Genomic DNA, 22,528 nt, shown 5'->3' on the forward strand with positions numbered 1-22,528 from the left:
CATAGGACTTCCTATCACAAGGAGACTATGTGGGCCAGAGCATAGTTAACCTAGTCGATAGGAGGGTATAATGTCGTCTAAACTAATTTTGTTACTTAGCTTTTTATTAATTGCTTCGAGCTATGCACAGGCTCCAGATCCAAATACAGAAGGTGCGGAGTCAGATAGGCCAACTCAGCAAACCGAAGAGACTAGTTCTAATGATGAAAAATCTATTAATCAGGTTCAAATGAATCCAAGCCAAACATCAAGAGAAGATATCGTCTTAATCTATAGTGAGGAAAAAAAACACTTTATCGATTCCAATAATAAGAAGGCCAATTTGTTGGAATTAATATCTGAAAAGAAAAAAAGTGTCACTGTACTTTTAGAGTCTGAAAATTATGAAAAAATTGGAATCAAATTCAAATTTAAAGAGGTAAGGGGAAATAGAGATGAGTTAAAAGTTGTCATGAGTTCTTATGATGAGGACTTTTCAAAAAAATATGCTTCAATCGTGTTTGTTCTTAATGTGAAAGACACTCTAGACGAAGTAAATGCGTCCTTTTTAGACTCTTTTGATGAATTACTTGAAAATGACCCTAGAGGTGAATTTTTTCACTTCAGTGATGGCCAGATGATTGGTCTCATGGTTTTTGCTTCCATTGGAGCAGCGGTTGTTCTTAAATACACCATTGTTCCAATGGCCATTATTGGAGGTGTTGCAGGTCTTTCTTATTTAGTCTATGTGACCATCAAAGAGCTGTATTTTAATGAAGAAAACGAAGAGGAAGAAAAGACTCTTCACGATCTTTTAAAAAACGCTCCCCCGAAAGCATAGCTGGTATTTATCATGAAATCTTTTATGCTTACAAGCGCCTTGCTCTTAATGAGTTTTGGCGCTCATACTGAAACAACTATTGATTTGAAATCATGCGAAAAATATTTCCTAAAGAAGGGGGTTTCAGTCACTCCGATCAACATTTTTAACAAAGTAATGGAGAAGTTTGTTGAATCGGATTCAGTTGATTTTAATATCAATAAACTAACTGGGTTGGTTTACAAAACGAAAAGAGTTCTCCAAGAGCTAGGAATTAAGGATTCTAAAGAACTTCTAGAGATAGAAACTGAAATCTTCTCCCTTTCTTTAGGCGGGGCAAGAATCTTTGTGGCCGGAGCAGGCCAAAATGAAAAGATTGACCTTGTGAAAAGGATAATTGGTGATTCTAGTGCCACTCAGGCAGACCATGTGCCATTTTCATTTAGATTTTTTGAAAATCTTGGTTCAGAGAATAGATCCTCTTATCAAAAAGACACGCTCTATTCATTATTTCCTGTGAAAAAAGGACATATTGCCACAAAAAAATCTGAGAATGACGGATATGTTTCAAAATCAGATTTAATGAGCTTAGATCTAGGGCAATCTCCAAATGAACTCATTCACGAAACTTTCACCTCCGCTTTTAAAGATGTTCATTTTGTGACTTCACCTTCTTCAAAGTATTTTAAAAAGGATGCTATTGAGTACACAGGTTACGCCAAATCTAGCGATTATGTATTTATTAATTTAACAGCTGATACTAAACAAAATGAGCTAGAATTAAAGTATTTAAAAAGTATCCTTAAGAGACAGAAAGGCAAAAAAATCGCTTTTTTTGTAAGTGATTCACTTGGAACTGTTGAAATTGATCATGAACTACTAAATACTTCTTTAAATCTACTTGGTGAAATCGTTCATGAAAAAAATACTCTCGGGGCATGGTCCATTGTTGATGGACAGTTTGTTCAAAGGGATCTTATTTTTTCAAATGAATCTGTTTTAAGCTCTACTGAGTTTAGTGAGGTTATCGCACAGATTGAATCAGGAGTTAGAGAAAATGAATTAAGTCGTGCAGTCAAGCTCGTTAAAAAGACTTTAGTTTATCTAACGAGTCTCACAAAAAGATCTGTTACTAGAAAACATACTTTAAATTTAGTGCAAAAGCTGATTGCAATCAACGTTGATAAAAACGCAACAGATTCAGCAAGAGAAGTTCTTGATGGACCTGTGACTCACAACTTATCCAAGGAATGGTCACGTCAACTTACTGAAAGTCCTTTTGGTATACCAGAATCAGTTAAAAAAGAAATAGAAAGGCTACTTAATACAAAACTTGGAAAAGCAGCTGTTGGTGCCGTTAACCTAGCTAGTGGCACTGTAAACGGCATTTTTTCATTAAATAATCTTTTCAAAAGAAAAAAAGAGGTCAGTGTCATAGATCCAAGTGAGAGATTTGAAAAAAAGATAAATGCAGAAGCTGAAATTCGCTGGGAGCGCTATTTAAAAATGCTTGGATCAATTGACGCTATGATGGTTAAAAAAGAGTTCACAAGTACTGTTAGTTTAATCCAAAAAGATTTAGCAAAAGCAAAAATTAAATTAAATGAACAAGAAATTGAGTCTCTTGCAGAGTCTGAACTTAATAATCAATACAAAGAATGGATTAAAGAATCTTTAGGCGGTGAATATTCTTTAGTTGGAGATGGTTTGATACCTGGTATTGCTGCTCTTAATGGCGAAGTTGAAGTCCTTATTCGTGATGAACCGCCTGGCATCTTTGAAACGAAGAAGAAAGAAAAAGGCTTTGAGCGAAAGTTAAAGTCTGAAATCCTCGACTCTGTAACGAGTAGAATACTCTATTCTAAAATCACTAGAGGTTGTCGCGATATTATGATTCCTCTAGCGATAGGCTCCTTTGTCGGGACAATCTACTTGATTGCTACAAGTGAAGAGTCCATAAACTGGGTGAATATTGCTAAAGATCCTAAAACTGGAGAAAATGAATCTCAAAGAAAAGAAGAGCTGAAAAAGCTCCTTCCTTATTTAAATGGATTCATTTCTACTTCTTTAGCTGTTTCGACATACTTAACCATTAAAGGACTTCATGATCTCATTACTCCGGCCAGAGTGAGTTGCGCTGCGAGAAAGGTCTACAAGAATTCACTTAAAGATATTCAAGAAAAAGAAGTCAGCAACAAAATGATTTCAGCTTTGGAGTCTAAAAAATCTCTCACCGATACACATTTGAAAGCAAATGTCGTTCTTGCAAACCTCTATCTCAAAGAGGTGAGGGAAGCAGAAATACTAGAAGCAAACTCACAAAAGTTGCCTGGTTACAATGAAGTCTTGAAAATGACCAATGTTGTTATGAGCAGAGTTAAAAACTCAACTGCTCCCGTTTCAGCTCATGAGCTTGAAAGAATTATTTCAGATGTTCACGCCGAGCATAAAGGAATTTAAAATGAATTTACTAAAAAAAACATCAATCTACTTGATGATCTTTAATTTTGCCTCATTAGAGGTCTTTGCGGGTATCAAATCATGCGAAAATCTCCTTACCCCTCGTTATACCCATGAAGGTGAAACTCTTCAATTGAGAGGTAAAGAATTGCTCATGGAGAATATCAACGGGAGTGTCATTCAAAAAAATATTAATGACGCAAAAAAACTTATTAAAGTTCTAAAGGAAATGGACAATTCAACTCCGCAAGGTAAAAAAAGTCTCGATCACGCTGAAAAACTGATTAGAAGTCTCACTCATTTCAAAGATGCCACGACTAAATATTCTGAAAGGATGCAAAAAGTCGCAATTGCTCAGATGGATGATGAAAGGCTTAGCGCCTTTAGAGGGGTAGCGAATAGATATGAAGAGTTAATGAAATCAATCTACGACAACACGAATAATGTTATCATGCTTGGTGGCTCAACTCACTTTAGAAAAAGGCTCCTTAAAGACCTTAGTCTCACCTCAAGAAATAACAGCAAGAAACACGGAAAGCGTGCTTTCAAAAGTGATAAAGAATCAAGAAGTATGCGTGAGAAAATAGTAGACGCTCTCGGTCCAAAAAACAGTGAAACCCTTTTTCAAGACCCAAATGAGTTTGATTATAGCGAACACGATATGGCAATTAACTTCATCAATATGGGACAAGGTGAAATTGGTTACAGGTTTAAAGAAATAGAACCTCTGTCAATGAGTAATATCGAAGACGCACTCACTGCTAAAGAAGTGAAAGACGCCGATATTGCTATCCTGTTAGTTGATAATGAATATGAGTTCGAAGTTCAGTATCTCAAGGAGCTACTAAAGAAAAGAAAACTTCAAATATTCTTAGTGGCATCACGCGGAAGCAAAGAAATGATTGGGAAAATGGCGCTTGAGAATAGTCTAAACGATCAGTTTAAGGATGCATTTCTTGGAAGTTGGGTTTACGAAAAATCTAAAGGCTTTGATCTTATGGACACAATCTTTAATCACGCTGATTTTTCAGGAAATCTTAAGATTTCTAGAATCCGTGATGATTACGCCACTCTTTTAAAAGATTACCAAGAATTTATCTTAGATCTTGCCATAAGAGAGAAGTCCTTAAAATATGTGCAGATGTACTATAACGTTAAAACGTCTGAACTAATGGATAATTTTAACGACCCCTTTTTTAGTGAAAATACAATTAAAGATGTCATTGATATCTCAGCGCACATATACAAGAAAGTTGAGGGAAACAAGACCAAGTTTTTTCACGATAAAGAAATTGTAAAACTCAGAGCAAGAATTGAAGAGCTTCATGAAGAACAGATGATGTATCATACTAAGAGTGAAGAATCTGTTAATCTTCTAACTGACGAGTACAAAGATGACCTCAAAAACAACCAAGCGATTAAAAAAATAGCTGCAGACGATGCACCTCTTATAGCTCAAAATATCCTTAAAGATCTCGACGGAAATATAAGTGAGCTAGAAATTGAATCTAGTGAAATCGCTGAGCGAATTGAAAATGAAATTGCGAGATATCATACTGAATGGGTGAAATTTCACTTAGAAGGGGAGGTAAGCTCTCTCCTGTTAGGTCTAGAAAATGACCTTATGGCACTTGAAGAGGAATATATTGAGTCCATGCAGTCCCTGAATCTTTTGTTCACAGAACTTTCTAAAATGAAAGAAAATGACCCAAAAGTAAAAGAGGCAATAGGAATTTCTAAATACATTGCAGGCACTCTCTCAACTGTATTTGCGATTACCTCAATCTCTTCCCTTGTGTTGCTTACAGGGGACACCACTCATTTCAGTAACACTGAGCTTTATAAATCTATATTAAGTTCTGATTTTGGAAACTTTCTCACAGAGCAAGGTTTTTTTGAAAATAAAATTGGGTTCATTTTCTATTCATCAGCTTTACTGGGACTTTCGTTAACTCTAGGTGCTTATGTCGCATTAATCACGCCGTTTCTGAATAAAAGAGTAAGAACAAAACTTTATGAAATTCTTAAAAAAATCTACTCAGGTAGTTTTGCTTCAAAAGGACAGGAGTTGAGTGATGAAAACCTAGAAAGTCTTAAAATCGATTTCACTTCGTTAACGAAGGCTGAACTTAAAGTGATGAAAAATGAACTTAAAGTCATCAGCAAGATCCTTAAGCAAAAAAGATCCCTTCTAAAGTCAGTTAAAACAAAAGACCTAAAAAAACTTAAAGAGCTAGAAATCTATAAACAACAATCAATGCAACGAGTAATTCGTTCATGGGTTCATAACGCAAATAATAAATGAGGAGAAAAGAATGAGAAATGTTGTTTTGTTAATGTTATTAATTTCTACGGCTACACATGCAGATCATTACTTGGAAAATCATGACACAGGCATGGTCACGCTTGTAGACAAGATTAAAGATGGTCATCCTGATGGATTTAATTGCACGACTCAAAACGGGACAAGAGTTAAGAAAACTGGTAAGATTAAGAACAAAATGTGGTTTCAGGTAAAGGTTTTGAACGGTAACTGTAAGGGGAAAATTGCCTGGGCCCATTACTTGACTCTTAGAGAAAAACTTAAGTAATAAGTTATCTAGTCCTTAGTCAGAAAATAATGCAGCATTAAAGCTTTCTAAAAATTTTAACTTGCCATTATTTTTCAGTTGAACTGAAAAGGGATTGTTACTGTAAAGCTGAAATCCCTTTTTGCCCTGAAATCTAAATTCTGCGAGCTCATTTAAAGAACTGTCCACAATATAAAATCTGTCTTTTAAAGTGGCCTCATCTAATCCTCTGCTGATAACTGTCTGTATAATATTATCACTTTGATCTAAAAGATTTACATTGAAATTGACAATCGTTTTATTCCCATCAAAGTGGCCATATTTGTCAAATAAATATTCTCCTTCCCCTGGTCTTAGGCCTTTCTCTTTTTTATTTCTCAATTTCTTCACGAGTTCTTGGATTGGTTTAAGTTTTTGATTTTTCTCTTCATTCTTTTTATTCTTAGTGTCACTATTAATTGCGTCGTCTATTTCGGAAGACAGCCCAGAGGCATCTTTCTTTTTGCTTTCTTCTTTTTGGCCACTGACTAGCTTTGGATCACTTTTTTCTTTGTTTTTAGAGGTTTCTTTTTTGACTTCACTTTCACTTGGAGATGAAGCAGGCTTGCTGTCATTAGAGCTATCATTATAAGAGTAATCACTTGGTGAATAGCTGCCTGGCCCTGATCCACCGCTGCTTCCATGTGAAATTCCTCCTGATCTACCTCCACTATTTCCTCTTGGGTTAAAGGCTCGTTTTTGACCGCCTCCATTAGGATTGATACTCGGTCTACCTTTGCCTAAAGATTCTTTGCGTGGTTTTTGTGGGGGAGGTGTAGGAGAGGGCCCAGGGAATTCATCTGGAAATAAGTCACGTTTTATTTCTTCTCTTTTTTGTTCAGTCTCTTTTCTGAGTTTCTCCCCTTCTTTTTTTAAGGAGTCTAATTTTGTTTTAAGATCATTAATTTTTGGATCATTATTAAAAGCTTCTCTGAGCTTTTCGAATGTAGCGTTTTCCCCTAACTCCTGTCTAATTTCTTCTTTTCTGGCCTTAATTTCTTGATTAACTTTGTATTCTTTAATTCTTGTTCTGTATGAATTTCTTGCTTTTTGCGTATAACTTGAGTTTGAACTTGGAATTTTTACTTTTCTATTCGGTGACGCATTTTGAAAATTAATTCTTGGGACCTTTGATTGAGATACTTGGTTGGCCAGGGTGAGTATTTCTTCTTGCGTTAGCTTTTTGCCATCTTGGGCAGCTGCAAACTCTAAATCAGCTGAAATAACAGCAAGTCTCTCCTCGGGATCTTCTATATCTGAGTAATCTTTGTATGCACTTGGGTCTTGTTCATGATTTCGTAGATCTTTCCACCCGTTTTCAGCTACTTCTTTTCTTGTTTGCTGGACTACAGTTACTTCGCCATCATCAGAAATTATATTCATTGTTTCTTTAACTTCACCGTTGATATCAGCTAACTGTTGTATCACAGCATCTTGTTGTATTGAGGTTTCCAGTTTTTCTGCATCTGTTGGGAGTAATCCCCTAACTTCATGGGTTAGAATGCATGATTTTAATGACCCACTATCACAACCTTCAGCTAGGCTGACAGCTTTTGCGCCGAAGGCGCGTCTTTCTTCATATTCATCGGCCAATGCTTGATCTTTGGGGTCAAGAGAGCTTCTTAGTTTGTCGATTAGTTCAGGAGGACAATCTTCAAGGCTCTTTTTGACCTGATCAAGCCAGCTTGATATTCCTTTTTCAGTTATTTTTGGATTTGTCAGTGCATCTGCAAAGTTTTCAACCGTGCTGTTTTGATTGAGTGCTCTGCTTCTGTTTTCAAGAGTGATTTCCAATTGTTGTATTTGATTCTCATCTTCTTTTGAATTCTCAGTGTTTTTTTGTTTTTTTAGATCGATAGTTAACTCAGTTGTGGAGGTTTTATTTCCATTTGGAGATTCATAATCTTCCCATGAAGACTCGAAATCCTCCCAATCTCCTGCATATGCACTGCTAATGATATTAAAATCCAAATTCAAGTTCAAAAAGAAAGATGTTGCATCTTCTCCATTAATAACTTTTTTAAGTCTTTCTTCTTGCTTCTTAAAATCTCTCCCTGTGAAAACGCAATGTCCTTTTTTATTATGATTTCTATTAAATCTTGAAATTTTCTTTTCTTCGCTAAATCTAAAGACTCTAACCTCTTGTTCGCACCCTTTACTTGGAGGATTAGTTCCTTCATTAGCAGCTTTAAACAAAAGTTTGAATTCTGTTGCAAGGTTTATAAAATCGTGAGGAGCAATATATCTGTCGTTTGGAAGTTGGTCCCATATGGCATAATAGGCCTCTTCAACAGGTCTACCTTTGTCTAATAGATAGTCAAAGAAGCTCCCTTGTTTTTCTAAGAATTGAAAGAATTCTCTTAAGTTATCTCTAGTGAAAATTCCAGGAATCTCAAAAAGCCTTTTATGTAGAGGTATCTCGGTGCCTGTCTTTTTATCGACTGCTACTACCGTGGCCAATTTGTTTCCGTTCTCATTATAATATTTAACAGTTTTGAATGTGACTGTAGGGTTTCCTTTTTGGTTTAAAAACGTGCCAATCCGAGTGGTGTCATCTTTTATTTTACGTGGTTTTTTTCTTGGCCCGCGCTGTCTTTTTTTTCTTTTAGGAAACTCGCAGTTGTAAGGGGTGTGTCCAGCTCCGCATTCTCCAATATTCATTCTTCTTTTTAAACCAGAGTTTGGATTGTGTTCACTTTTTTCAAATACTTCATTGAGAAAAGAACGCGCTTTCATTTTTGCTTCTTCGAAAGAAAAAGAGTTAGCACTTTGTGACAAAAGTAGAGTGAATATTGAAAATATAATAGTTCTGTTCATATTAATTTATCTCAAAAAACTCAAATCCAGGAACACCGTTAAAAAAGTTATTCTTTAAAATAACACTTTTATAGTCACTATCAGGTGATTTGCTATATTCTTTTTTTAATCCTTCTACGCCTCGTTTATAATCGTAGGATAATATTGAGTATAGATAAACCTTACCTCTCAATTCTGCTTTTGGTATAAAGCGATGCCCAGATCGAGCATCATAATCAGTTAAGTCTACTGAGCTTTGATAGCTACCATTGTTTTCATAATTGTAAATTAGCATTGTTCGGCCTTTTTTTTGATTTTGCTTATCTTCTGGTAGTCTAACCTCTTCAAAGTAACAAAACATTTTACCATCTTTTTTTCCATAGATTTCATTTTCCGGGCATTTTGGCAACCCATCTGGGTTTGCATCACTTTTTCCGCTAGTATATCCTGTTATTCCTCGAGCCTTTCTCCAAGCAAATTCAGGCTCATTAGGAGAGACGTACTTTCCCAATGTTTCTAATCCAAGTAAAAAAGTGGCAGGTTGAGGGTTATTCATAAGTCTATATCCGTGTCTAACTTCTTTACCCATTTTATTTGAAATAGTCCTAAGACTTGAAACTGAAAGATAACTTAAGTTTTTATCTAGCATATTACTCATAAGATCCATTATTATTGTTTCTTCAGTGTATAGTTCCTTTTTTGTTTTATTACTTTTGAATTTCGATTGAAGTGAAGTTAGTTTGGAATTAATCTTATCTTCTAGTTTTTTTAAACCTTTTAAATAATCTTTGATATAGTCTTCATGCTTTATTTCGACGTGTTTTTCTTCTAATTTCCCGTTAACTTTAATTTTGTATTTAAAAATAAGATATTTTCCGGCCTTGTCAGAACATTGACTTTTAGCATTTAGAATATCTTTTTTTAGTTTTCTTGGAGGTGTCACATCGCCGCAGTAGGCAGTGATATCTTGTTTAGAAAGTCCTTGAAGTTCTTTCAGGTTTTGCATCATAAGATCTCGTACTTTACCCAGAAAGAATCTTTTTTCTTCTATGTATTTATTCTTAAGTCTCCAGTATTCTAATTCATCTTTTGAAAGATTTTGTCCTGAAATTTTGTCAAAGGGAAGACCAAGAAGTTGCTGTATACCTTTTAATCCTTCAGGATCATCGTCAACAAAAGGAACTCTTGTTCTTAGTTCGCAAGAAAGACATGAATATTCATTTCTACCAAAAGCATATAAATTCATCCCACCCACCAAAATTGATAAAATAATCAATAACTTCATTTTATTATCCTTTGTCTGATTCAAAGAACTAATCGGTCAAGTTTTAGGCGAGAATTAGCTTTGTTGCCTATTAAATCAGGGGGTTAGAAAATTCCGGTGAGAAGCACTAAAGTACCCTCTCCCTGCGATAGTTGTAAACGCTTTGGTTAATATAGTTGGCAGGAAGAGGGTAGTGATGTGATATCACATGATATTTCTAAGAGGCAATAATTGCAATTACTTTCAGAAATTAGTGAATTACTTAATGAATACACAATGATGGCCGAATAATATGAAAACCACAAAGTCTTCATCATAGACCTTCTTGGGTTCATTCAGCGAGGGTGTTTTCACTTTTTAAGCATGAGTATTCTCGTCCTCGCTGAATATTTCTACTTTCCATCTTTCAAATTTCCACATGAAATCTAAGCATTTTGGACAAATAACTCTGTCGCCAATAATGTCGGCCCTGGAGTAGTGCATACGAATTTCACATTCACTACAGTGAGTATATTGCTGCTCTAGAGGAATCTCGAAATGTTTTATAAAGTCACTAATAATATTGTTTTTCATTCACTTTTTCTGTCAAAAAACTCAAAAATTTGCCACTAGATATTCGCAAAATGTCACTATTAGAATAAGTTTAGTTCTCATACCAGCTACTTAGAAGAACAGGTGAGAAAACCTAGTACAATAGGGTCATGCAACTGACCCTAACCCCTCAAGTCCTTGCTGCTAGAAAACTGACGTGCTCTACGCATGAAGCAAGATTAGTTTTGCGTGATCTCAAAAGCAAAGTTTCTGAAGATATTTCACCAATGGAAAAATCTCTAATTTTAGAGGCCATCTCTGAAATATCTTTTCGCCTCAATGAATTAGAGAATGCAAAAGAATCGATCACTGAGGCAATTGGCCTAATTGAGAAACATAATCTTTCTAGGTCCCAATACGTGAGCCAGCTTTTGCTATTGTCTGAAATTCTAACTGCCGAAAATAGGGGAGTAGAGGCCAAGGCTATATCTATCTTTGCAAAAGAGCTGGCCAAAAGCTCTTCTGTTTAAATACCAAAGAAATTCTAAAAATGACCCAAAAAATGGACCTCGTATTTAGCTGAAATGGCCATTTTGGAGGTCTACCCTAGTCTTGGCATGGCTGAAAATTGTAGTAAAATCAGCCATATGGACCAATTTAAGTTTTTTGGTAGATTTCCGATATTGACAATGGTGCTATATATGATACCATTGTTAGATGGATATAGAAAAAGCATTGGACGCTTTAAAGAGTCCAAAAAACGTGAAATTCAAGGATCTTTTAAAAATTTGTGAAGAGTTTTTTGAGATAAGAAATATTAAAGGAAGTCACCACTCATTCAAGACTCCATGGAAAGGAAAACCTTGGATCAATATACAAAAAGATGGGCCTAAAGCAAAAAAATATCAAGTGGAACAGGTGAGAGAGGCCCTTTTAAAATTAAAAGGCATCTTGGAGGAAAATGATGGAAAAAATAAATAATTATATTACTAAGTACTCCTATCAAATTGAGTATGATCCAGAAGATAAAATCTATATTGCGAGATCAGCTGAAATCCCTTCAGTTTTAGCTCATGGTAAAACTCAAGAAAAAGCACTCAAAGAAATTAAAGTTGCTCTCAAGAATATTCTTGAGCAAATGAAAGAAGACGGTGAAAAAATTCCAGAACCATTTAATCTTTTGAAATTCTCTGGAGAATTCAGAGTGAGAATGCCTCCTGAAAAACACAGAAAGATTGCTATGGAAGCTAATCTTCAGGGAATTTCAATGAATCAATACGTAGTAAATAAGTTGTAAAAAAGACGCAATATAAAAACAGTTATATTGCGCTTCCGAAAAAATACCTTCTATGAGATATATTATTTATTATGACTTATAGAAAATACGCTTCGCATTTCCTTTAAAAATGCTAATTCTCGTATGTTCTCAACATATTATCATATATAATAATTATCACTTGATATATTTATTATATATGATAATATTGTCAAATGAAGATCAGGGAATATCTTAACAAGAAAGGAAATTCACCCTTTCAGAAATGGTATAAAGGACTCGATAAGTCCGAGCAAACGAAAATAGATGCTAGATTGACCAGAATAAAACTGATGGATAATATTGGAGACTATAAACCCTTAAAAGGTGGTCTTTTTGAGCTTAGATTCATCCATCGTTCTGGAATCAGAGTCTATTTCACTTTTGAAGGCAAAGAGCTGATCATTCTTTTTGCTGGTGGAAAGAAGGGATCTCAGGAAAGAGATATTGAAAAAGCTCGTGATTATTTAAGTGATTACTTGCAAAGCGGAGGTAATAAAAATGGCCAATAGAACACAAGAATGGTCAGAAGACGTTGCTAAAAAGTTAAAAAAGAAATCGTACAGACAAGAGTTCTTTTTAACTCTTGTAGAAGATGAGGGTCTTTCGATACGAGAAGCCGTTTATTTGATAGCAAAATCTATGGGAAATAAAGAGTTCTCCCAATTAATTGATATGGCCCCTTCAAATACATCTAGAGTGATAAATCCTAATAATGATATCAAAACTACAACTTTAGAGTTTATTCTGAAAAAAATTGGTTGTGAATTAACTGTCAAAGTTGCGTAATCAACTCAATTTTTTGCATTCAAAATTCTGGTTTTTTCCCGTAAAAAAGAGCGAACATAAAGGCCGTTATGTTTGGTCTTTCAGCGACCCTAATTCCCAGAATTTTTCGTGATTTTTTACCTAACATAAAGTCAATTATGTTAGGTATTGGCCTATAAAAATTTGTATGTTAAAATTAGTTATAACTTTCAACCGGTACTGTTCATGGATAATTTGATCATTTTGGATTCAGAAAATTCAGTTGTTAAAAAGCAAAAAACGGACCTGGCCACTACAGTATCTACCTTTTTAAAAAACTTTCTCTCTGAAAATACACGTTGTGCCTACACCACAGATTTTTACGATTTTGCGGCCTTTTTAGAAGTTAGGAATATTCGGTTAAATGGCCCACATGAAATAACGAAAGACCACGTAATTGACTATAGAGATTCAATTATTAATCATTATGCCCCAAACACTGTCCACAGAAAACTCTCTAGTCTATCTTCACTTTTTAAAGAACTCATAAATGCCAAGCTTATGGATGAAAACCCGGCATTAGGGGTTAAGAGGCCAAAGGCGAAATCAATTAGGCCAAAAACTGGGCTAAGTGATTCTGAGCTAGAAAGCATCTGTGAATTTTATGATGGTGTAACCACGCAGTCTTTACAAAATAAAACGATTCTTACGTTCTTGGCCTACACTGGATGCAGAATAAGTGAAGTCGTTAATGTGCGCGTATGTGACATACGAACAGAAAATGACATAAAAGTAGTCATTATTAAAGGCAAGGGTTCAAAAATAAGAAAAATTCCACTCCACCCTAAGCTTTGGAGTACATTAAAAGAATTAATGAGAAGACGAGAAAAAATTGAAGATGATTATATTTTTACGGCCGTCAAAAAAAGGCTGGACTCCCCTATCAGACGTGAATCTGTCCACGAAATGCTTAAAAAGACTCTCTTGGCCCTAGATATGGATATTGATAAGACATTACATTCGTTTCGCAGAGGGGTGATTTCAAACCTTTTGGAAAATGGTCACAGGATTGAGTCTGTTGCTGAAGTTTCTGGGCATTCGAACATTAATACCACTAAGGGTTATCTGGTGCGAGAAGAAAAAATCGAAGATAACCCCCTACTCTCGCTGAATTTTAAGAAATCTTAGGAGAATTATCTTCTAAGAATTTCTGAAAAAGTATTTTGTAGAAATTCTTCAGTGACATCATCGACGTTTTCAATGGGAACACGAATGAGCTGGATATTGAAATTATCAAGGGCCTCATTTTTTTGCCTTTCATTTTATTGTCTCCTTGTTTTATTTTTAACACAGTGAGACTCACTCTGAGAATGGACTAAATTTTGGGTTTATGGTCATTATGACAATATAGTTACAGCAGCAGAGCTCTATGTAGCAGGGGAAAAAGGAATGATCGATGTGGTTAAGAGTGGTAATAATTCGATGTATGAATTAATACAGATTAAGAGAAGGGTTTTGAACGATTATCTTCAAATTTTTGATAATGATTTAAAGGGTAATCTTGGATACTGCATAGAGGAAAAAGATAAAAAACCATACAGTATCAGGCATCTTATTAAAGAAATTCATAATGATGTAATAAATAAATTAATGAATTTAAATATATTAGAAGAAAAAGTCTTAGATTGCGATAGAGAACAATTAAAAAGAGATGGCTTAAGCCAAATTGATTTTGAAAGAACACCAGGAAAGAAAATCGAAGAAAATGAAGAAAACTCCGAATCTCAGTCAGGTGTTATTGTAGGCTAATATATAGGGGGGGCAGTTTTTGACACTCTAGGAACTGATGGACTAGTTAAACTCTCGAATAAGATAGTGTAAAATTAAAAATCTAAGCAATATTCAGTTCATTGAAATATTCTTAGACTAAATAAAAATAGTAATAAGATCATTATTAAGTTCAGACAACTAACTGATAGTTGATCCTTTATAAATTTCAAGTATGAAAAATTCGCAATATTCTCTCGATTGGACACTTAAATATGATATTAAAGTTAAAAATATTCTAACTGGAGTGAAAAATGATCGAAGTGAGACCAAGTAGTTTTTATAAAATTTATGAGGTTCAGCCTGGAGATACCTTATCTCAAATTATCACAGATCACTTTTCGTATGATGACTTGCCTCATAGTCCGAATCTTAATTGGTCTGAAATAAATTATCTCATAGATATTGTACTTCATAATAATCCTCATATAAAAGATCCTAATAGAATACAGCCATGGCAAATGATAGATCTTGCTACATATAAGAAAAAACACTCTGAAATTTATACCAGTGCTCATCACGCATTAATGAAGAGTATATTTAGACATATACCAATAGGGATGTCACATATTATAAGCAGAAATCAAGGGTCTCTCGATCTTTTTGGACTCTTTGTTTCTGGGTCAGTTGCTGCATCAGATAGCGTAATTGGACAATATCTAAAAGCGGTTAAAAGGTTTACAGACTTTGTAAATAATGGAGGCTATAAATTTAAAGGTTCTAGCAATAATTTAGCAGCAATGCTTCAGGATGTTTGGGATAAGGGGCCAATCAAGAAAGAAATAAGTGCTATGAATGATCTCATTATAGCACAAATAAAAGGGTTGAATTATAAAGGATATATTAATCCTTTAAAGAAACACTTGGTTTTTCCAAACACATTTTCACCAAAAAAGGCAATATTATATACAGAAAATGCTGTAAAACATCTTGGAAAAGCAAAAGCGGCATCGATTGGAACAGGGTTCATGATTGAATCTATTATTGGCCTATACAAAGTTTCTCATGCAGAAAATAATAGGGTTAAGGTTGCTTTTGAGCAGGCTGGTGGAATTCTGTTTGGGGCAGCAGCAGCTAAATTTGCAGCTTATGGTGTCTGTACATATTCACTTAGATTATATACTGCGAGCACTAGTTCTTTCGTTTGTGAATTTGGTGTTTCTTTTATTGCTGGTGCGTTAGGAAGCTACACTGGGGGTCTTTTAGGCGGCGGGACATCAGATCTGATATACAAACCTGATGAGCCTGTAACAAAGGATAAACTATATTGAAAATTGAAACTATAACACTATTGATTTTTGCAATCTGTAGCATATATTTTTTCGTATTTGGACCTCTGTTGACTTGGTTCTATTTGGATAAAAAATATCCAAAAATTAAGAATAATATTATCTACTATACAACTGCAGCAATTGCTGCCAGACAAGAGGTTTACCATCGTTTTTTTGGATACATAACAATTTTTGTGTGCGATGACCAAAGCAAAAAGAGAAACAGAAGCAGACTTTCTCACTATTTGAGACCGAATGTAAAAGTTAAAGATCTTGCTGAAATTGGAACTTTTGAGAAAGTTGTCGGGTATTTCCATTTAGTAGTAATATTTACTGCGATTTTTGACTTGATTTTATGTTATGTTTTAAATAAAGGTTGGCCTATAAATTATCTCTACGGTATTGAAAGAAGTCCCACAACATTGCAAATGTATCATCTTACTGGTCTTGCCGTTACATTAATTGGTTGCGTTATATACTATTCATATAAATTTATAAAAAAGAGAAAAGACAGGAAGTAAATTTTCTAGGGTCTATACACGCATCTAAAACCAACATCTGCGGCAGTATATGTTGACAGAGAGTTTGTTGATAGTCCGTAAATACCGGATTTATTTCCCCAAGAATAAGTTCCACCTCTAAAAGCTCCACCGCCTGACCCGCCTTGCCACTGTCCCATAGACTGAGAGTGTGTATACGACCCGTTTGGAGAAACGTCATTAGATGAAAAAGAACCATCTAGAGTTAATACATCTTTCCAGGAGTTTGTAGCATCAATTGGGGAGTTGTCGTATCCAGCACTATTTTTATCCCAATCAACTTTTTCAAGAACATTTCCTCCGAAATCCCAAATGACAGTACCATTTGACAGATAGTGTATTCTTTTTTGCTCCCATCCGCTTCCAGCGCTTTCTCCAGCGTTGTTTCGTAAGCGGTAAGTTAACAGCACCTCGTTTTTGTTGACGAACTCTTCGATACTAGTTTCATGACATAATATTTTCAGGAGGAAAGTCATGAAACTCTCAAAATCTCAACTTTTTTGGAAATACCACATTGAACAGTGTGAATCATCTTCCTTATCTAAGGCCCAGTATTGTAAACAGCACGGAATTAACAAAAGTTCTCTCAGTGCCCAGAAGTCATGGTTTAAACAACACGGTTTACTGGAAACAAAGAATCCAAAAAGTGATTTTATAAATCTAACTGATAATCAAACAAATAAATTTCAGATCTCCTTGTCTAACGGAATACTTTTAACGTTTGATCAGCTACCACTGGCCAGCTGGATTGCCCAGCTCATAGGACAGATGAATGATCCTCAACCTGAGAAAATTTAAAAAGATTTATCTCTATAGGCCCTGCACGGACTTCCGCAAGGGTATATGGGGGTTGAGTTCTTTGGTGCAAGATCAAATGCCTGTCAACCCCCTAATGCCAGACAAATCTCTCGGCATTTAAGCTGACACTTGATAGCTTTGATAATTTCCTTTATTAAATTTATTTTTAAACTCCATTGGTGAATTATAATCTAGTGAACCATGCAACCTATCGGTATTGTAGAATTCAATAAAATTAACCAATTTTTCAAATACATCACTCATGCTTTTAAAGTACCAAACTTGCAAAAACTGAGTTTCTAAAATAGAGAAAAAACTTTCAATATAAGCATTCTTATTGGGGCATTTAATGGGAATAAATTCATGTTCAAGACCCATTTCTTCTACATACTGATAAAACATAAATGATGTCATCTGAGGACCATTATCAGATCGAATTGCAAGGTCATCTAAGTTAGGATTATGTTTATCTATGGCCTCTTTAAATGTTACTCGCAAGTCTTTAGCTTTACAGCTGTAGCCGATGTGATAATTTACTATTTCTCTGTTAAAGACATCAATTATGGCCAATAAATAAAAATATTTATTTTCTCCGTGAATGTATCCTGTTTTAATATCAAACTGCCATAGTTTGTTTGGACGATCAATTTTTCTATTTTCTGATAATTTTCTATTATGTTTGATTTTCTTTTTATTTCTTGGGAGCAATAGTTTTTCTTCCTTACATATTCTATAAATTTTTTTGTGATTAACAATTAATTCGTGATCTCTTTTGATATAGTAGTGAAGAGCTTTTGCACCTCCTGCATTTTGAAATTCTTCTCTTTTTCTATAATTTTGAATAATAAATTTAATAGTAGAATCTAAAACAATAGCTCCATCATTGGTGATAGAAAAACCAGGCGGTTTTCTACCTGGTTTATAACTTGATTTAACTTTTGATTTTAAAGAATCGTAATACGTTGAAGATTTAATATCACAGTATTTGAAAACTTGAGTCTTGCTATGTCCTTGAACAATATATTTTTTGGCAATACTTAATCGTTCGCCCACAAGTTGTGAGTTTTTTTTAAAAGGTCTTCAAGGATCATATTTTTAAGTTTTAGATCAGCAATTTCTTTTTTAGCTATCTTTAGCTCGGATTGAGCTTCAGACTTTGGCTGATCTTTTCTTCTCTTGGCCAACCATGTATGAATTGTTGAATCTGGCATGTTATGCTTTTTTGCAACAGCAGCAATATTAGTTGATTCTTCTACTTCTTTTAAGATTCTTTCTTTTTGTTCTTCTGAATACTTCATTGAATAACTCCATTATTAATAATTTTAACACAAAATCCTTACGAGGAAATTGTCCAGAGTATATAGGGGGTCAGAAAGAATGGACCTTGACCCCTTTTCCAGTTATTTGTTTATTTTTTGCAATTCAAAAAGAAATGGCCTTAAAATTCTGTACTGGGATAAAAATGGCTTTGCGTTATGGTATAAGCGCTTGGAAAAAGAAAAGTTTAAATGGCCCACCCATCTCGAAGGAGACTCAATTGCAGTGAATTTTAAGGAAGTTGAGTCCTTTTTGTATGGCCTAGATCCATGGCAAAGACCATTTAAAAAATTAATTTATAAAAAAGTTTAATCTGGCCTTGGCCAATGAGATATCTTTTGGTAACGTAGTTTTATTATGAATGTTCAGTCGCTACCAAATGATATTAATATATTAAAAGAATTGATTCTTCAGAAAGATCAACAGTTAAAAGAAAACAAAAAATACATTGAAGACCTTAAAGATATGATCATGCTTTTGAGACGAAAGAAGTTCGCCTCAAGTTCAGAAAAGGACGTGAATCAGATTCAACTTTTTGACGAACTGGAAGATATTCTTGAGAAGGATTCAAATGAAGAAATTCCAGAAATAGATATTCCTGCTCATAAAAGAAAAAAAGGCGGCAGAAAACCTCTACCAGAACAGCTTCCTAGAGTAGAAGAATTCTATGATTTAAGTGAAGAAGATAAAGTTGGCATGAAGTATATTGGGGATGAGGTTACTGAAAAACTTGAAATTAAACCCGCTGAAATATTTGTCAGAAGAATAGTCAAAAGAAAATATGTGAAGGATGTGGGAGACAGAAGTGTTTTTAAAACAGCACAAGGGCCATGTGAACTTCTTCCTAAGACTATGGCATCAGCGAGTTTATTGTCTTATATTATTACGGGTAAATACTGTGATGCTCTTCCTCTTTACCGACAAGAAAAGATTTTTAAAAGAATTGATGCTGACTTAACCCGCCAAACCATGAGTCGATGGATTATCAAGGTGAGTCATCTGATAGTTCCTCTCTATAATTTTTTAGAAGAAACTTTACTGGATTCAAATTACTTGCAAATGGATGAAACCACAACTCTAGTTTTGAAAGAAGATGGGAAGAAGGCAACGAGTAAAAGTTATATGTGGGTGAGGTACAAACCTGGGGATCATCCGATCGTTTTATATGATTACGCACCCACAAGATCTGGACAGGTCCCCCTTGAACTTTTAAGAGGGTTTAAAGGCCATTTACAAGTTGATGGATACGATGGTTATTCTTTGGCGTGTGAGGAAGGTAATCTTACTCGTTTAGGATGTTGGGATCATTGTCGTCGTAAGTTTTTTGATGCGAGTAAAAGTTCTAATGGTAAGGGGATTGGGAAGAAAGGGATCGAAAGAATTAAAAAACTGTATAAGATAGAAGAAAAAATCCAGAATTTTTCAGATGAAGAAAGATTTAAAGTAAGACAAGAAAAATCGCTTCCGATACTGAAGGAATTTAAAGAATGGATTGATGAGCTTCGCCCTAAACTGACACCAAACTCACTGGCCGGAAAAGCAGTGAACTATACTTTTAATGAGTGGAAGTATTTGATCAATTTTTTAGAAGACGGAAAACTTAATATAAGCAATAGTGCCGTTGAAAATGCCATCCGCCCCTTTTGTCTTGGGAGAAAGAACTGGTTATTTTCTGATACAGTGGATGGAGCAAAAGCAAGTGCTATGTTTTACTCCCTGATAGAAACAGCAAAATACAATGAACTTGAACCCTTTAAATATCTCAATTATATGCTAGAGAAAATCCCAGCGGCCAAAACCGCCCCTAATTTTGAAAAACTACTGCCCTTGAAGATCAACGCTCAGTATCTAAATTAAGATATTGTAGAATAATAAATTGACCTCAAGTCAATATGTGGATTATGTACCGTTTACCGTGAGGGATACGACATAGACCTAATAACTTTAGATGACATTTTAGATATGAGTCTTAATAAGCAAGCTTCTAAGCTAGAAAGGGCCAGGCCAAAGAAGAAGGCTGGTAAAAAAACAACAAAGAGGAAAGTGTCCAAGAAAAAAGTCACTAAGAAAAAGGCTAAAAGGAGAGCTAGCTAGTTAATGTAGAGTGATGATGTTGTCACCGTATTCTTGTTTGTAATATCCATCAAGCAAATCAACACGTTTTTTAGAGAGCTCTTCTAATTCAGATTCGTCTAAGTCAATTAGATCGTTGTTGTAAGCCTCTATTTTCTTGCTCGTACAAAGCATATTAAAGGCAGTTGAAATGTCTTTTGATTGACTCTGTCCCATGTGGGAGTTTCTATCAAAAAAGTCATAAAAGGTATATTGAAATAGGGTTTAGTGTGACGTGTTTTTAAATTTGAGCGAGTTACGCTTGCAAGTAGTTGATTTAGTATAGATAAATTCTTCGCTAGATAGAAGATGAAGCAGTGGCTAAACAAATTTTTGGGATTAGGTCTCCAGTCATCGAAGCCTGGAACAATCTTCACTTTTACGCTCATAGAGGCCCTTTCTATAACTTATCTAAAAACTTTCTGAGTGTATTGATTATTTCGAGAAATGTCGGCATGTCATCATAATGAAGTGGCCTGTTCTCAATGTGTTTTTTGTTATAGAAATTAAAAACACTAGAATCACTCATAATAAATGCCTCATTCTTAGTGAGATCTTTTTCATCGATTTTCCTAAATTTTTTGTCTTTGTGTTCAAAATAGTCTTTGCTTCCAATGAATGATTTTACATCAGCGCGTTTTAACAGCATGTAAACATCATAGTAGTGTCTAAGGAAATTTCGATCCATCTGTCCTGTTTCTTGTTGTTTTCTGAATTTGGAGGAAATAGCTGACAATTTCTCAACAAATGTATATTCAGGATTGTAGCAATTTACTTTATTGGCCCTGTTATCCTTGCATTCAAGTCCTGCTTCTTTCGCAAAATCATAGGCCCAGGATGAAATATCTACTTTTTGAGAAGGGGTCACTTGGTCAAAGCCAACTTCTAATAAGATTCCTGGCTTTAATTTCTCAACCTTTTTTTCAACAATAGAGTCGTAATTAAGTAAAATATCCCCATTACGATATTTTCCATCCGGCTTAATGGAGGGATCGAAGCATACTTTAACTATTCCAGGGATTTCAATATTTTCAATGAGCCATTCAAAAAACTTTTTTCTAGATTCAATATGAGCTGACTTCATGTGATTTTTCCCAGATTTAACACTAAGGCCATCAGGTGGTGTAATAAGTATGTCGATATCTTCAGAAAACCTATTAATTGCACCAAAGCCCTTCGATAAAGAGGTACCGCCTTTCATGTAAAATTCAAAACCAAGATTTTGGAGGCCCCACAAACAATGCATAATCCAATAGTCTTTTTCAACTAAATCTGGCTCAATACCTTTTTGTTCACTAACGGTTAAGATTAAATCGTTAAATCTTATATTCTCATGCAAGAAATTCACTCTTTACCGCCCAGTTGACCTAGATATTGCTTTACCCAGTATTTACCATATTTTTTTGCAAATAATAGGACAACATTTTTATTTAAATTAAGATCTTCACTCCATCGACGCTCTAAATTTTGTAATAACGTTTCACGATTTTCTCCAAGTCTTTCAAGATTGTTTAGCATATCTACAAGAAGATATTCGTCATAATTTTTTGAAGGGAAATTTTTCTTTTTAAAGTGATATGTTGTTTTTCCAAGTTTAACAGTGCCTGCTCTTCTTTTGTTATAGACATATACTTCATTAAATAGCTGAGTTGTTCCAAGCCTAAGACTGTTAAAGTCAGAAACGTTTCTCACCATAAAGTCTTTAGTCTTTAAAAACTTAGCAAGGAGTTCTTCTCTTGATGGAGGAACCTCAAATTTTCCAAGCTTTTTAGGCCTATAATACATTCCTTTTCCAAGGTAGCTTAGGTACCCTTTATCAACCATTTCTTTTAGATCTCTTGAGACAGAAGTCGAAAATTTTGAAAAATCGCATGCCCTGTAGACTTTTCCTGCTGGGAGTTTTGCGGCCAGGCGGTTTAATCGATTAAGCTTACTCGAATATTCCATTTTTTCTCCTATCACTATAATAACACATATCGGCCAAAAATGCATTAAATTTAGTTTCTAAAATAAATGCAAATCATAGAAGTAGTTATGTATAATCGGTACGTTACTGGCATGTGCTTACAAATCTATTCTCATTTCCTTGCTTCTTGGCCTTGGAAAAAGAGCTAATATTGTGAAATTTCTCCGCTGCCCTAGC

The 22,528-nt window shown here is 34.7% G+C and carries 25 protein-coding genes; 16 read left to right on the forward strand and 9 right to left on the reverse strand.

Annotated features, from left to right (window positions below; all coding sequences use genetic code 11):
- The first annotated feature begins 70 nt into the window (after positions 1 to 70).
- Genes H6622_18120 through H6622_18135 form a run of 4 tightly spaced genes read left to right on the forward strand, consistent with a single transcriptional unit; the run spans position 71 to position 5,850 of the window.
- A complete protein-coding gene (locus tag H6622_18120; protein ID MCB9063446.1) occupies positions 71 to 820 on the forward strand; it encodes a hypothetical protein in 750 nt (249 codons plus the stop codon).
- Between the two features lie 12 nt (positions 821 to 832).
- A complete protein-coding gene (locus H6622_18125) occupies positions 833 to 3,259 on the forward strand; it encodes a hypothetical protein (GenBank protein MCB9063447.1) in 2,427 nt (808 codons plus the stop codon).
- 1 nt (position 3,260) lies between these two features.
- Positions 3,261 to 5,564, forward strand: coding sequence for a hypothetical protein (locus H6622_18130; GenBank protein ID MCB9063448.1), 2,304 nt, complete (start codon positions 3,261 to 3,263; stop codon positions 5,562 to 5,564).
- A 10-nt stretch (positions 5,565 to 5,574) separates the two neighbouring features.
- Positions 5,575 to 5,850: a hypothetical protein gene (locus H6622_18135; protein MCB9063449.1), complete on the forward strand. Its 276-nt coding sequence runs from the start codon at positions 5,575 to 5,577 to the stop codon at positions 5,848 to 5,850.
- Positions 5,851 to 5,865: 15 nt separating this feature from the next.
- Here H6622_18135 and H6622_18140 read toward each other — a convergent pair whose 3' ends face one another.
- The 3 genes from H6622_18140 to H6622_18150 all read right to left on the reverse strand — a co-directional run bounded on the left by H6622_18140 (position 5,866) and on the right by H6622_18150 (position 10,501).
- Positions 5,866 to 8,685, reverse strand: a complete 2,820-nt coding sequence (locus H6622_18140; GenBank protein ID MCB9063450.1) for a hypothetical protein — start codon at positions 8,683 to 8,685, stop codon at positions 5,866 to 5,868.
- 1 nt (position 8,686) lies between these two features.
- On the reverse strand, positions 8,687 to 9,949 hold the full coding sequence (locus H6622_18145) for a hypothetical protein (protein ID MCB9063451.1): 1,263 nt from the start codon (positions 9,947 to 9,949) through the stop codon (positions 8,687 to 8,689).
- A gap of 336 nt (positions 9,950 to 10,285) precedes the next feature.
- Complete coding sequence (locus H6622_18150) at positions 10,286 to 10,501, reverse strand: hypothetical protein (protein MCB9063452.1); 216 nt, start codon at positions 10,499 to 10,501, stop codon at positions 10,286 to 10,288.
- Between the two features lie 128 nt (positions 10,502 to 10,629).
- Here H6622_18150 and H6622_18155 point away from each other — a divergent pair, with 128 nt between their 5' ends.
- The 9 genes from H6622_18155 to H6622_18195 all read left to right on the forward strand — a co-directional run bounded on the left by H6622_18155 (position 10,630) and on the right by H6622_18195 (position 16,140).
- Positions 10,630 to 10,989, forward strand: a complete 360-nt coding sequence (locus H6622_18155; GenBank protein MCB9063453.1) for a hypothetical protein — start codon at positions 10,630 to 10,632, stop codon at positions 10,987 to 10,989.
- Positions 10,990 to 11,176: 187 nt separating this feature from the next.
- Positions 11,177 to 11,440, forward strand: a complete 264-nt coding sequence (locus H6622_18160; GenBank protein ID MCB9063454.1) for a toxin HicA — start codon at positions 11,177 to 11,179, stop codon at positions 11,438 to 11,440.
- Positions 11,424 to 11,756, forward strand: coding sequence for a toxin-antitoxin system HicB family antitoxin (locus tag H6622_18165; protein ID MCB9063455.1), 333 nt, complete (start codon positions 11,424 to 11,426; stop codon positions 11,754 to 11,756). Before H6622_18160 ends, H6622_18165 begins: the two co-directional genes overlap by 17 nt.
- A gap of 194 nt (positions 11,757 to 11,950) precedes the next feature.
- Positions 11,951 to 12,286, forward strand: coding sequence for a type II toxin-antitoxin system RelE/ParE family toxin (locus H6622_18170; GenBank protein ID MCB9063456.1), 336 nt, complete (start codon positions 11,951 to 11,953; stop codon positions 12,284 to 12,286).
- Complete coding sequence (locus H6622_18175; protein ID MCB9063457.1) at positions 12,276 to 12,563, forward strand: hypothetical protein; 288 nt, start codon at positions 12,276 to 12,278, stop codon at positions 12,561 to 12,563. Before H6622_18170 ends, H6622_18175 begins: the two co-directional genes overlap by 11 nt.
- 204 nt (positions 12,564 to 12,767) lie before the next feature.
- Complete coding sequence (locus H6622_18180; protein MCB9063458.1) at positions 12,768 to 13,709, forward strand: tyrosine-type recombinase/integrase; 942 nt, start codon at positions 12,768 to 12,770, stop codon at positions 13,707 to 13,709.
- A 261-nt stretch (positions 13,710 to 13,970) separates the two neighbouring features.
- Complete coding sequence (locus tag H6622_18185; GenBank protein MCB9063459.1) at positions 13,971 to 14,330, forward strand: hypothetical protein; 360 nt, start codon at positions 13,971 to 13,973, stop codon at positions 14,328 to 14,330.
- Positions 14,331 to 14,602: 272 nt separating this feature from the next.
- Positions 14,603 to 15,619, forward strand: a complete 1,017-nt coding sequence (locus tag H6622_18190; GenBank protein ID MCB9063460.1) for a LysM peptidoglycan-binding domain-containing protein — start codon at positions 14,603 to 14,605, stop codon at positions 15,617 to 15,619.
- 68 nt (positions 15,620 to 15,687) lie between these two features.
- Positions 15,688 to 16,140, forward strand: a complete 453-nt coding sequence (locus H6622_18195) for a hypothetical protein (protein MCB9063461.1) — start codon at positions 15,688 to 15,690, stop codon at positions 16,138 to 16,140.
- Between the two features lie 5 nt (positions 16,141 to 16,145).
- On the opposite strand, the gene H6622_18200 is transcribed toward H6622_18195, so the two are convergent.
- Positions 16,146 to 16,634, reverse strand: a complete 489-nt coding sequence (locus tag H6622_18200) for a hypothetical protein (protein ID MCB9063462.1) — start codon at positions 16,632 to 16,634, stop codon at positions 16,146 to 16,148.
- Here H6622_18200 and H6622_18205 point away from each other — a divergent pair.
- Positions 16,633 to 16,956 carry a hypothetical protein gene (locus H6622_18205; GenBank protein MCB9063463.1) on the forward strand — a complete coding sequence of 108 codons (324 nt, stop codon included), beginning with the start codon at positions 16,633 to 16,635 and terminating at the stop codon, positions 16,954 to 16,956. The two genes, H6622_18200 and H6622_18205, sit on opposite strands and share 2 nt — an antisense overlap.
- 117 nt (positions 16,957 to 17,073) lie before the next feature.
- Here H6622_18205 and H6622_18210 read toward each other — a convergent pair whose 3' ends face one another.
- Both H6622_18210 and H6622_18215 read right to left on the reverse strand, forming a co-directional pair.
- The gene (locus H6622_18210; GenBank protein ID MCB9063464.1) at positions 17,074 to 18,009 is read right to left on the reverse strand and encodes an IS3 family transposase; all 936 of its coding nucleotides are present in this window, start codon (positions 18,007 to 18,009) and stop codon (positions 17,074 to 17,076) included.
- A complete protein-coding gene (locus H6622_18215) occupies positions 17,994 to 18,254 on the reverse strand; it encodes a transposase (protein MCB9063465.1) in 261 nt (86 codons plus the stop codon). The genes H6622_18210 and H6622_18215 overlap by 16 nt, the downstream gene beginning before the upstream one ends.
- A 79-nt stretch (positions 18,255 to 18,333) precedes the next feature.
- On the opposite strand from H6622_18215, the gene tnpB reads away from it, so the two are divergent.
- Both tnpB and H6622_18225 read left to right on the forward strand, forming a co-directional pair.
- A complete protein-coding gene (tnpB, locus tag H6622_18220; protein MCB9063466.1) occupies positions 18,334 to 18,585 on the forward strand; it encodes an IS66 family insertion sequence element accessory protein TnpB in 252 nt (83 codons plus the stop codon).
- A gap of 45 nt (positions 18,586 to 18,630) precedes the next feature.
- Complete coding sequence (locus tag H6622_18225; protein MCB9063467.1) at positions 18,631 to 20,130, forward strand: IS66 family transposase; 1,500 nt, start codon at positions 18,631 to 18,633, stop codon at positions 20,128 to 20,130.
- Positions 20,131 to 20,367: 237 nt separating this feature from the next.
- Here the strand turns inward: H6622_18225 and H6622_18230 are convergent, their stop codons facing one another.
- The 3 genes from H6622_18230 to H6622_18240 form a co-directional block, all read right to left on the reverse strand.
- The gene (locus H6622_18230; protein MCB9063468.1) at positions 20,368 to 20,562 is read right to left on the reverse strand and encodes a hypothetical protein; all 195 of its coding nucleotides are present in this window, start codon (positions 20,560 to 20,562) and stop codon (positions 20,368 to 20,370) included.
- Between the two features lie 223 nt (positions 20,563 to 20,785).
- Positions 20,786 to 21,733, reverse strand: coding sequence for a nucleotidyl transferase AbiEii/AbiGii toxin family protein (locus H6622_18235; protein MCB9063469.1), 948 nt, complete (start codon positions 21,731 to 21,733; stop codon positions 20,786 to 20,788).
- Positions 21,730 to 22,332 (reverse strand): hypothetical protein, encoded by a 603-nt coding sequence (locus H6622_18240; protein MCB9063470.1) that lies wholly within the window; start codon positions 22,330 to 22,332, stop codon positions 21,730 to 21,732. Before H6622_18240 ends, H6622_18235 begins: the two co-directional genes overlap by 4 nt.
- Positions 22,333 to 22,528: the final 196 nt, after the last annotated feature.

The sequence above is a fragment of the Halobacteriovoraceae bacterium genome (genome assembly GCA_020635115.1).
Taxonomy (GTDB): domain Bacteria; phylum Bdellovibrionota; class Bacteriovoracia; order Bacteriovoracales; family Bacteriovoracaceae; genus JACKAK01.